Raw genomic sequence first — 10,877 nt, 5'->3', positions numbered from 1 at the left:
CGTAAAGGGAAGCCTAAAGTTAGCCAGATGGCCAATAAAAAAGCGGCCACCGCGTGGTCAAATCCTTACTCCACTTAGCTGCTTTATCGGCGATACAACATTGTCAAGAACTGAAGACGTATTATGAACGAAAAGTAGCGGAGGGCAAGAACAAAATGCTCGTTATTAACAATGTGCGTAACAAGCTTGTGCTTCGCATTTTCGCCTGTATCCGAGACGATCGAAATTATGACGAAAACTATAAGCCTACGCTTGTATAGATCATAGAAATCGGCCCCGTTCGCTTACGCTATCCATAGTCTCTTACTCGACGGGGATTCCAGGTTGGGTTCCTAGTTACCGCCTTCTCGCCCCGCTTTACGGATTGATGGCCAGTCGCTACCGTAGGGGCGATGCTGTTACTCCTGCACCGGGAGAGAGGGACTCGCACCCTCACGAATACTCAGTTATCAAGACTCGGAGTTACTTCCTTATCTTGTCATCCGTCTCTGATCTCGCAATCATTTAGGATGAACGAATCGCACAACTATGATTATGTTAGTCGACTTTATCAATAATTTGTCAAAGACTGTATTAGGATGTGTATTTCGGAGTAAACTGGTTCAGCGTCATTTTGGGGGACCAGTCCAATTTCGGGCCAACACCCGAATGCGCAACAGGTCAAAACTGGCTTTGCCATACATCTGCCGTTTCAGCGTTTTGAGCCGATTCACCTGCCCTTCTGTTTGTCCATTGCTCCATATAGAACCAATCGCTTGCTGAACCGCTGCATAGTCTTGACGAAGACCCTTCTCAAAATTGCTCAACCCGACCGAGCCACTTGCTTCCTTACACCACTGAGCCAACTCATCGGGCTTTTTGTCCTTCATCATCACCTTGAAACGCAGACATAAGTCCCGCACCTGACCAATAGCCTCGTTTTGACCTACCAGATAACTTAGAAAAGCCCACTCCTTCACTGGCCAGTCGCATTCAGGCAGCCCCAGCAACCGACTTACTTGGCGACTTGAGTAACGAACACCTTTCTGAGCTGGCGGTAGCGCGGGTTCTTGAACTAAACGCGGATAATCCGCTAAGAAGGTCGTCAAGATCGTGTATTCTCCATTGTAGCCCTGGGCTTTAATCTCCTCCAGGAGTACCTTGACATTGGTTTCGCCTTCTACCCAACGCTTTCGCAGATATGTCTCGTAATTCAACAAATTCGAGCGTTTTGGTTTGGGGCGAGGTACGAACTGATCTTGTCGAAAATACTGCTTAATGGTGTTACGGGCTGCCCCCAAATGGCGGGCGACGGCCCGAATGCCATGCCCCTCACGCTGCAACTCTTTCGTCCGTTGGTAAACGGCATATCGTTTTTCGGTAGGTATTGGCTGATTCTGGGTTGGTGAAAGGACTGGTTGCTCAGTAGTAGTTTGGGGCAAATCCGTTTCCATTAAGGTAGTGACAGTTGTAGCTGCCTGATTTTCTGCTGGTTGCACACCGGCCAGAGCTGCTTCCTGGATGGCAGGCCGTTGGGTGTCCAAAAACCGCTCGACTGCTTCGGATAGGTTTTTGAGCAAATGCCACCGGTCAGCCACTTGAACAGCATCAGGACAAGCGGATGAGATTGCACTGGCATACACACTCGATCGATCACGCGTTACCAACTCAATGCCAGGATGGTTCTGGAGCCAAGTTTCCAGCGTTTTACCCTCTCGATCAGGCAACAGATCGATGGGTTTGTGCCCGTCCAGATCAATTAGAATTGTACCATAGTTGCGCCCTTTCCTGAATGCGAAATCATCAACGCCTAATCGCTTGGGGGTTTCCACTACTAGCCGTGGGGTTTTGCGGATGACGCGCAGGACGGTGGAGGCACTGACGGACTGGCCTATGGTCTGGCATAAGCGAGCCCCTGGTTTGGCACCAGCCTGTAACCCAATGGTCTGGATCTGTTGATCCGCTCTGAGGAGTCTACGGGCATAGGGTTTACAGACGGAGTTGCATGATTGAGCAAATACTTTGCGAGGACAGTCAGCTAGTGGGCAGAAAAACTTGCGTAGCCGCAGCAGGAGCTTGATGCGTTTACCACCCATGGGTAGGTCAGCCAAGGTGCGTTGGTAGAAACTATGCACGCGACTGGTGGGCGTCTGACAGAGGGGGCAAGTGCCGACCGCATCGGTGGCGATCAGCCCAATAACGAGCGAATCGTGGGTGAATTTCTGGTTGCAGAATAGGAATCCAGGGGGCAGAAGTGGGGAAAGGTCCATACCCACTTAACAAAGAAAACTACCAAGATTCACCTAAAGTGATACTGTTGGCGAATTCAGCTAACGGCTGTTTTTTTTACCATTAATTGGACGAAAGTTGACTGCCGTGTTGTCGTTCTTGGTCGCTCGTTGAGCCAATCGTCTAACCTGCATAAATTAATTGCTGCTGCCGTTAACACATGTTGAAGATGGGTTTTGGTCAGGCCAATATACCGAGATCGACGCAAGCCGAAGGCGCGAACGCCCTGAGAAAAAGTCCCTTCAATGCCTGCCCGACGATTGTACATCTCTTGATAACTGCCTGAACGCTCTCGTTCTCGGGCTTTTACTAACGCTTGATAATACTCGCCTGAACGTTGGTGAATCGTACGGCGCTTCCCTTGAGTGCATTTACTCCGAAAGGCACAGGGCATGCATTGCTTTTGAGAAAATTTGATAACCACCCGATGATGGCCCTTCTCCATCGTTTCTGACCATGATTTGCTAAGCTGGCCCTGGGGACAGGTGGCTTGCTTTGTCGTCCAGTTCAGCTTGAAATCAGCAGCGGCAAAGCCTTCCCCAGCTTGGGCCTGCCATTTAACATCCATTCGGGCAGGGCCTACTAAATCGATCTTGAATTGCTCCTGACTTTCCACCAGCGAGGTAGCGTCAACATACCCGGTGTCCACCAGATGGATAGCTGGCCTCAGGCCTTTGTCCTGTAAAGCCTGGTGAATGACGGGGAGAGCCAATAAATCAGAACTGGTGCCGCTTGTGGTGACTACCTGCGTAATCAGATGCGGCTTATCATCTTCGCACGTTTCGGTTAGGTGCACCTTATAGCCCACCCAACTGGTCGTATTTTTACGGCTATAATGAGCTTGTAAATCATAAGGGGAACTGATGAAGCGAGCAGAAGGGGGCAAACCGCCATCCTTTTCAGTTCGCCAGAGTGCTTGATTGTCAATTAATTGAAATTGCTGAAGCCAGACCCTACGAAGCGTATCAATAGCCGGTAGTTGCCAGAGCAAGGTTGGCTCATAGAAACGGTCAAGGCTTTCCAACAGCGTATACCCATCCTGGCCGACCTGTTGGGCATATTTGATTCGTTCTTCCATGGTTTTGGGTAGACGAAAGTCTTCAGCACGATGACCATAGCGGCCGACCCAATCTGGCTGCGCTTGACTACTTAGCCAGTCAGGAACTAATAAGGCCAGGCTGTTGAGTGCATGCCGCATCGTTTCGATGACGCACTCCAGTCGGTTCATAGCCCGGATGCGGGCCAGCACATGGGTGGCATCGGTTCGTTGTTTACCTTGTCCTTTGAGCCATTGTTGCTGTTGGCAGCAGTCAAGCAGGCGATTTAAAAGTAGTTCTTCAGCATTGCCTGCTAGAAGTCGTTGTCTAAATTCGGACAATAAACTAAAGTCAAATCCGGCGTCGGTCAACTCCAAACTTAAAACGTATTTCCAATCGATTCGACTACGGACCGCATCGGCGGCTTTCCGATCAGACAGGTTCTCCATGAACTGCATGAGCGTCACTAGAGCCAGTTGCCAGGGGGCTTGAGCTGGTTGGCCTCGCTTAGGGAAGAGATCGGCAAAAAGCTTATCGTCATAGATGGTGCCCAACGTATCTCTCAATTGCATGTAGCGATTACCTTGTGGAAAAGCGGCCCGGGCAACGCGGACGGTTTGCCGAGGAATACTAAGCATGAGTTGGGACTGCAAGGACATAGCGAAAGAGGCTTAGATGAAACTGAAGATAGTCTTTTTAGGCCTCAAAAGCTGAATTCGCCAACAGTATCTAAAGTGACGCTGAACCAGCATCTCCGTAATACATATTAGGACACCATCTTGCTAATATTCAATTTGATAAAATGCCCATAGTTAAGGGGATAAACGTTAATAATCCATTGCCTAACCCGTGTACTAAGTAAGAAGCCCAACTACTACCTGTCTTTTGGGCGGCATAACTTACTGTTAAAGCTGTCGGTAGCAAGTAAAACAGATACCAAGGATAAATCGGAAGATGGAACAAAGTCCACAAGAAACCGTGAATTAGCCAAGTCCAACGGCCATGCTGAATCTGCTGACGTGGAAGTAAATACCCACGAAACCAGATTTCCTCACCGAGTAAATTGAATACTAGTAAAAACACCCCATAAATGATTAAGACCCACCATTGACCCGCTAAGGATACGCCCATGAAATGCGTGAGGGTATTCGTCTTTGGAGTAAGTGGATTTAAAATATCAGGCAGAAATGGCGGTGGTTGAAAAGTAGGTAGACGAGCAATGGCTTGAGCCGAGGGAATCAATAAACCAGTTAAGAGAAAGCCCACTAAGAACAAGCCGATTGTCCAGCACCATGCCCGGAATGCCATACTTTTAAAGCGCAGTCGATGTTGGAAAGTCGTTTGGTTTAAAGGGAAACCATCCCGGTACAAGGCCGCTACAGCAGCCAGCATCAACCCCACTAAGGCCAAGGAGTAACTGCCAATAAAAGCTGCGAAGGAACCAACCCCAATTTTAATTAGGTAAGGCATTAATTCATAAACACAAATCCGAAATCCTAAAGCTGATAGGCCAAAGTAAAGTAAGGCACAGGGAAAGGTAAGGGGTTTGATAGTGGCTGGTTCAGCTAAAGTAAGTGTTCTGCTCATCTGAGTAAGTGAGTGAAGTCAAACAAATTTGGTGTTATGCCTAGTCGTCTTCTTTCAAATTCAGACGAACCTCACTATTTGCGGAGTAGACATCCCAATAATAGGAGTCAATGAATTGAGACAGAGGGTAAATTTATCGCGATGTAAAGATCAGGTCAGAATCGCACTGCCTCTGAGAACTGTTTTATAAGTAAGCATTATGATAACCAAATACTGAAAGGCCGTTAGTTTACTTTCTCGATCCTGACGCAATTGACGTACACATTTACCCGCTCCAAAAGGTTACTAATCGCCGTTGGATAGGCCGTGTTATTCGACAAATTCCCCTCGTAAAGCACACGAGCCCCTAGCTTGTTCTCCACCAGCAGACTGGCAATATGCCAATTAACGGCCTGCTCATTGAAGACATCCAACTGGTAAAAACTCACTAGCAGGTTACCATCAGGTGTTCCGGTTAGGCGAAACTGCACTAGGTTCTTGGCTTCAATCTCTTTATTCATGACGTTATTACCCCTATCCTAGAGGGCTTTTTAGTCTCAAATTTACCACTTTCCTTCGGCACCTGTTGGGTGGTGACTCAATAGTCTGTTTTCCCCTATTTTCAGGGCTTGTATAGGGCAGTCAATCTAAGAATAGTTCATTAACATAATCCTCCGTATGCAACTTGACTAAGAAAAGTACTATTTCCAAGGCAATCAATTTATCAAAAGGATGTGCAGAGAATTGCCCCTTTTTGGCTGTAGAAGGACAGATGAGTTAAACATTTCAAGAAATAGTCGGTAAGCTAGGAAAATTTCGAATTCTCAAATAAGGCTCCCTCATAAGACAAAGGAGTATTCATATATCTACTTCTTAAATAGGGCGTGGCTAATGCATAACTCCTGAGCGCAATGTTTAACATTTATTAATAAAGCCATTATCCTTCAGCCACTTAGCTTTGACCCTACCGAAATTAGAGCACAAGGGCGATGAAAAGAAGATGGACAAAGTGGTTCTTTATTAGCCTACCGGTCGTTTTGGCCGCCTATGTTGGCATTTACTTATTTCTTTTCAGCATCAAAGATCAGCAAACCAAACAGTACCGTTCCACCTCCTTACCGAGTGACTATAAGTTCAACTTTAACGAGCCGGTGGAGGAACTTACCATAAAGGCTCCCCAAGGGGGCTTGCTAAGTGCCCTGCTGTTTAAAGCGCCTCAAGCTAAAGGCGTGATTTGTTTTTGGAAAGGAGGTGGGGGTACTTTAGCCAACTGGGGGCTGATTGCCCCCCAATTTCTTCAGTATGGGTATGATGTGCTGATTACGGATTATCGGCAACATGGCAAAAGTAAAGGCGCAATCAGCCTCGCTAACTTTTACAGCGACTCGCAAACCGTTTACGACTCCCTGAAGCGTCGCTACCTGGAAGATGAGATTGTGATCTGTGGTTACTCCTTAGGCGGTCGGATCGCGGCTCATCTAGCCTCCACCAATCAACCCAAGTTCACTTTCCTGATTGACCCCTCGTCAGCCGGTGGTGACTTTAGTGACCGCTTTACCGATCTGATGTATTATCCTTTTCCCTCAGTGAATGGCTTTACCTTTCTCACCGATCAGGATGTGCAGAAGGCTCCGAGTCCAGTTATCGTCGTTAGCACGGATAACCCCCACAGCACGGCTTATCAGCTAAATTCCGTTTTAAGCCAGCATGATCAGCTTTTAGTGATTCCTAACTCGACCCATGCCACCATTTTAAATCATCCGCAAACCAGGCAACTGCTGAAAAAATTACTAGCTGGAGATTAGCTAAATCAATCGGTTGACGATTCTTTATGGTAATTGACTAACTGTTTACTTATTCTCACATAAAGCTCCCCTGCGAGACGAAAACTTTGTAGTTTAAGCAAAAGCGGCCCGCTGCATCAATCGCTGCATCAACGAAAGATTTATCGGCAGCCGGTACGCCGGAGCGGGCCGTACACCTGTTTGTTTGGTTATGCCCTTCTAAATGCTTGTCGCTCACCTCAGGAATGAATGATCAGTAAGCCTTACCCCTACCGTTTCCAAAGTCGGCGTTCGAGCCGTAGGTTCACCTGGCCAATGATCTGTATATCCCCAAACTGAGTGTGATTAGGGTGTAACAGGTAATTGTAGGAGATCGGCAACACGGCCGAGGGAACGGCCAACCCTAACTCGGTGGGCTTTTCCAGCCATTCAGAAAAAAACGTTTGTGTGACGGCTAACGCCTGGGGTTGGTCCCAGCCCGGTGGCAGGGCCTGGGGGTTGATCCAGCGCAAGGCATTCTCGGGTAGGCGCAGCGTAAACAGGCGCAGGGCGGGTAGGGCCTCATAGGCTACCTCGGGTAGGTGGACCATAATTTCCAGCAGGGTCAAAGCGGGTGAGGAGCCCGTATACAGGATTCCCTGCTCTCTGGGGTTCCAGCGGCCAGGGGCTTTCTCCGCTCCCACCACCGTCAGGGGGTCATTCCAATGCGGTTCTTTCAGAATTCTGTAAACATCCATTAGCTAAATACTCCGTATTCGATGCGGGTAAAGACATCATCCACCAGCCCAATACCCGTCGCCGTATTGAGCAACGACAGGGGCGTAGGATACGCTACGGACTCAGAGCTGGTCAGCTCGGCGGTAAACTCCGCTTCCCGTTGGTTGGCGGCCGCCAGCAGGTCGTAGGGGCCGGTAGTCTGACTGATTTCGTCCAGTGGCCTGACCGCTACTGATTGAATGAGGGGATCGAAGCCCGTTTCTGGGGTGGCCAGTTCCGCCAGTGGGGTCTTCAGCCACCTGGTTAAGGTTTTTTTATGCTGGTCAAACACTGCTAATCCGTGTTCAAACAAGGCTTTGAGCCGGAATAAATGTTCTGAAATCAGCACCGAAAAATCGCCAGTTGTTGTTTTGTACAGGGCCCGTTCGGTTAACCCGATCAGGGTCGCCATTTCTTTTTTGCTTAGTCCGCTCAGGTCGGCTACCTCATCAACTAACGCCCGGGAGGCTTTGCGCTGGGCCTGAGGAATAATAGCCTGTCCCTGGCGGGACCTGGCCGACTGGATTCGGGTATGTACCATGGGTTGTTGATTAAACTGAACATTTCCCCTAATATATAACATTAGTTCAGTTATAACGCACGGTAACGAACAAGAATTTGGTTATGGCATCAAATCATGCAGGAAAAATGTAGGAGATCGAGTCACATAATTATGGTTTTCGAACCAGCCCAACTAAACATAAGTCGACTTCTACTACAAGCCGTATGCTACGGATAGTATTGGACAGATAGTAAAAAACACCGGCTCTTTAAACGCTTCTACTTGAGACGATAGAACCTTCATCGTCTGCTTCAGAAAATGGGCGTTTAACGATACGAAAAATTAGGTAAAGAAAGTGGGTAGTTGAGTCGTGATTAGTTTAAATTTTGGTCGGCTCCATAACTAGGCAATAATCGTCTAGTCGAGTAAACTAGTTGGTAAAGGGAGCTACACAAGAGCCATTAACAATTATTAACAGGCTCGTCAGCAGCACATTATCTACCTTGAGCCAAATTGTTACTAGTATGCTCAAGAACGATCTGCTGTTGGCGTTCCGACAGTTGCGGAAACGTAAATTCTATGCCTTGTTGACCCTACTAAGCCTGACTGTCAGTCTAGCTTTTACTGAACTTATTACCAATTTTGTCTGGCAGCAATGGCAGGTCAATGGCCAACTCCACCAAGCTACCCAACAGTATATCCTGCGGAGTCAGTGGACACAAACAGGCATGGGATACGAAGACGCAACCTTGGCTCCGCTAGCCAAAGCATTAGCTACGGACTACCCCAACCTGGTCGCCAACTTCTACCGCTTTGATGCCATTACTACCGCCGTATCGGTCGGTAACCACCATTTTATTCGGGAAGTAGCGCAAATGGGTGATCCCACACTGTTTACTATGTTTGGGTTTACGTTGTTGTATGGCCAAGCCTCAACCGCCCTAACGGCCCCCAACGCCTTGGTCATTACCGAAACCAATGCCCTACGCTATTTTGGTCGAACCGATGTACTTGGACGAGTAGTACAGCTAACCAACTATGAGGGCAAAAAGCAAGATTTTGTCATCACCGGCGTGCTGGCAAAACCGGCTAAGAACTCGGTTACTTACCTTTGGGATACACCCGTTCATCTGTTTATTCCCTTCAATAGCTTAAAAGGCCGATCCAATCCTGAGGATTGGGCGGTGAACAATGTTACGTCTTTTCTACAATTGCAACCGGGTGTTCAACCCCAGGACTTAGCCCGACCGATTCAACACCTGTTGGCCAAGCATACGCCAGTGGCCATCCAAGAGAACTTACATCCTTTCCTCACGAGGCTTACTGATTATTACCGCAGCTTTAACCAAGGCATCATCTCGAAAACTGTTTATACGCTTTCGCTCATTACCCTATTTGTATTGTTGATGGCCCTAATCAATCTGGCCAATTTAGCCTTAAGCAATGCCGCAGATCGGGTCCTGGAAACAGGCGTACGCAAAGCGATGGGAAGCGGCAAAGCGCAGCTGGTTGGTCAATACTTGGTGGAATCCCTGCTGCTGGCCCTACTGGCCTTTAGCTTATCGCTTCTCTTGTATGAAGGTAGCCGTTCCTGGTTTTCCACCGTATTGGATAGTCCTTTGGAATCCATACTAAAAATTTCAGCCATGAAAGCGGGTAGTGCATTGCTGTTGTCACTACTGATGGGCCTTTTCGCGGGTTGGTATCCAGCGTTTAAGTTAGCGCAGGGGCCAGTTATCGAATCGCTCAAAGGACGCTTTGGCTCGGTCCAGCAAGGCATTCTGTTTCGGCGCTTGTTAATCACGGTTCAATTCACGGTGGCATTGACCGTTTTTTGGGGGGCGTTGCTGGTCTCTCAGCAACTGAATTACCTGTTCACGCAAGAGGCGGGTTATGATAAAGAAGAAATAATGCTAGTCTCGTTGCCCCGCGATTGGACCAAAGAGGGGGTAGCCCGTATGGCCACGATCCGCCAGGAACTGGCCCGGCTACCTCAAGTAAAAGCCGTTAGCCTATCCTCTACAACGCTGAAAGGCGGAGCTGGCTATATAATGCCACTCTTTGGTGCTGGAAAAGATTCGACCCAAGCGGTTCCAACTTTCCTAATTCAGGCCGATGAATCGTTTTTACAAACCTACCAAATTCCCTTGCTAGCAGGTCGCTATTACTTGTCAGGTCAATCGAATGATGAACTCGTACTCAATGAGTCAGCCAGTAAGGCCTTAGGCTTTTCTGAACCTCAAAAGGCTGTTGGTCGTCCTGTTTACACTCAAGGCTACTCTAAGCCGATAACCATTATTGGAGTAACCAAAGACTTTGCCTTTCATTCCCTACGAGACAAGATTCAGCCTACTGCCATCGGTCACGTGAATGGGGGTGGTTATTTGTTCACCTACTTTTCGATTAAACTACAAACCGACAATTTACCCCAGGCGATAGCGAAGCTCGAAGAGCGATTTCGCCAGTTGTTGCCCCAAGATCCTTTTGACTATGGATTTGCGGATGAAGCGGTGCAACAACTCTACCAGCATGAACTTCGTCTAGAGAAGGCATCCCGTATAGCTATTTTACTTGCTATGCTCATCATAGGAATTGGGGTGGTGGGTCTAGTCTCGGTGAGTATGGTCCGACGAGCCAAAGAGATGGCTATCCGAAAAATATTAGGAGCGAGTGTAAGCCGTTTGGCTAGGTTATTTATGCAGGAATTTATAGGTACGATGCTGTTAGCAATGTTGATGGCTCTTCCGCTGTTATATTGGCTGGGTCAAAGTTGGCTACAAGGTTTTGCCTATCACGTTACGATCAATTGGCTATCGGTGATAAGTATTGGCCTAATTTTCCTAATCGGCATTGTCATCTTGATTGGTCTTCAAACGTGGCAACTTACACGGAGTAATCCAGTAAATGCGTTACGTGACGAATAGACTGGTAGCGTGCCAGTTACGGCTTCAAAGAACACCTGCC

General features: G+C 48.0%; 8 protein-coding genes and 1 pseudogene. 3 read left to right on the top strand and 6 right to left on the bottom strand.

Annotation, left to right across the window (positions count from 1 at the left end):
• Nucleotides 1–260 (top strand): annotated as a pseudogene (locus tag B157_RS40410) (IS110 family transposase); the annotation flags it as partial.
• A 348-nt stretch (nt 261–608) separates the two neighbouring features.
• On the opposite strand, the gene B157_RS0107355 reads toward B157_RS40410, so the two are convergent.
• The 4 genes from B157_RS0107355 to B157_RS0107340 all read right to left on the bottom strand — a co-directional run bounded on the left by B157_RS0107355 (nt 609) and on the right by B157_RS0107340 (nt 5,392).
• Nucleotides 609–2,249, bottom strand: coding sequence for an ISL3 family transposase (locus tag B157_RS0107355; protein ID WP_084761771.1), 1,641 nt, complete (start codon nt 2,247–2,249; stop codon nt 609–611).
• Nucleotides 2,250–2,305: 56 nt separating this feature from the next.
• Nucleotides 2,306–3,964: an IS1182 family transposase gene (locus tag B157_RS0107350; protein ID WP_020602714.1), complete on the bottom strand. Its 1,659-nt coding sequence runs from the start codon at nt 3,962–3,964 to the stop codon at nt 2,306–2,308.
• 130 nt (nt 3,965–4,094) lie between these two features.
• Nucleotides 4,095–4,892 (bottom strand): CPBP family intramembrane glutamic endopeptidase, encoded by a 798-nt coding sequence (locus B157_RS0107345; protein ID WP_026308554.1) that lies wholly within the window; start codon nt 4,890–4,892, stop codon nt 4,095–4,097.
• Nucleotides 4,893–5,116: 224 nt separating this feature from the next.
• Nucleotides 5,117–5,392, bottom strand: coding sequence for a hypothetical protein (locus tag B157_RS0107340; protein ID WP_020602712.1), 276 nt, complete (start codon nt 5,390–5,392; stop codon nt 5,117–5,119).
• A 468-nt stretch (nt 5,393–5,860) separates the two neighbouring features.
• On the opposite strand from B157_RS0107340, the gene B157_RS0107335 reads away from it, so the two are divergent.
• The gene (locus B157_RS0107335; protein WP_041951956.1) at nt 5,861–6,676 is read left to right on the top strand and encodes an alpha/beta hydrolase; all 816 of its coding nucleotides are present in this window, start codon (nt 5,861–5,863) and stop codon (nt 6,674–6,676) included.
• 248 nt (nt 6,677–6,924) lie between these two features.
• Here B157_RS0107335 and B157_RS0107330 read toward each other — a convergent pair whose 3' ends face one another.
• Together B157_RS0107330 and B157_RS0107325 are read right to left on the bottom strand one after the other, a co-directional pair.
• Entirely contained in the window at nt 6,925–7,392 is a 468-nt protein-coding gene (locus B157_RS0107330) for an RES family NAD+ phosphorylase (RefSeq protein WP_020602710.1), read from the bottom strand.
• Nucleotides 7,392–7,952, bottom strand: a complete 561-nt coding sequence (locus tag B157_RS0107325) for an antitoxin Xre-like helix-turn-helix domain-containing protein (RefSeq protein ID WP_020602709.1) — start codon at nt 7,950–7,952, stop codon at nt 7,392–7,394. The genes B157_RS0107330 and B157_RS0107325 overlap by 1 nt, the downstream gene beginning before the upstream one ends.
• A gap of 485 nt (nt 7,953–8,437) precedes the next feature.
• Here B157_RS0107325 and B157_RS0107320 point away from each other — a divergent pair, with 485 nt between their 5' ends.
• Complete coding sequence (locus B157_RS0107320) at nt 8,438–10,837, top strand: ABC transporter permease (protein ID WP_020601840.1); 2,400 nt, start codon at nt 8,438–8,440, stop codon at nt 10,835–10,837.
• Nucleotides 10,838–10,877 lie beyond the last annotated feature (40 nt).

It is taken from the genome of Spirosoma spitsbergense DSM 19989 (assembly GCF_000374085.1).
In the GTDB taxonomy this organism is placed as follows: Bacteria; Bacteroidota; Bacteroidia; order Cytophagales; family Spirosomataceae; genus Spirosoma; species Spirosoma spitsbergense.
Note: the sequence above shows the minus strand (reverse complement) of the source record. Positions and strands in the feature narration are given on the sequence as shown.